The sequence below is a fragment of the Shewanella sp. T24-MNA-CIBAN-0130 genome (genome assembly GCF_040310185.1).
Taxonomy (GTDB): domain Bacteria; phylum Pseudomonadota; class Gammaproteobacteria; order Enterobacterales; family Shewanellaceae; genus Shewanella; species Shewanella psychromarinicola.
In genome coordinates, this window is sequence record NZ_JBEOPP010000298.1 from 1 (window position 1) to 274 (window position 274).

1 protein-coding gene is annotated in these 274 nt (G+C 41.2%); it reads left to right on the top strand.

The window, feature by feature from the left end:
- Nucleotides 1-206, top strand: a 206-nt coding sequence (locus tag AAEZ02_RS22460; protein ID WP_351125252.1) for a hypothetical protein, incomplete at its 5' end; no start/stop codon positions are given.
- Between the last annotated feature and the right edge of the window lie 68 nt (nucleotides 207-274).

Sequence of the window (274 nt, forward strand, 5' to 3'; positions counted from 1 at the left end):
GACATGAGGCTGGGAAACTGATAAAAAACCGTGTGAAAACCACTCAAGCAGATCAAGGTTTCAAAAGTCTACAAAGGGGTGTAGAGAGCCAACTTAATGATTTGGGATATAAAAAGCCTCTTTTACCACATTGGGCAAAGCGGCTATTGATTATTGCTGCGGTGATGGCAGGATTGTTTTGGCTGTTATGGCGGGCGTTTGGTTAGTCTGTTTTAAATGGTTCCATTATAGAGGTCTATTTTAAGTGGTCTGTTAATACGTTTGAGGGGTGAAT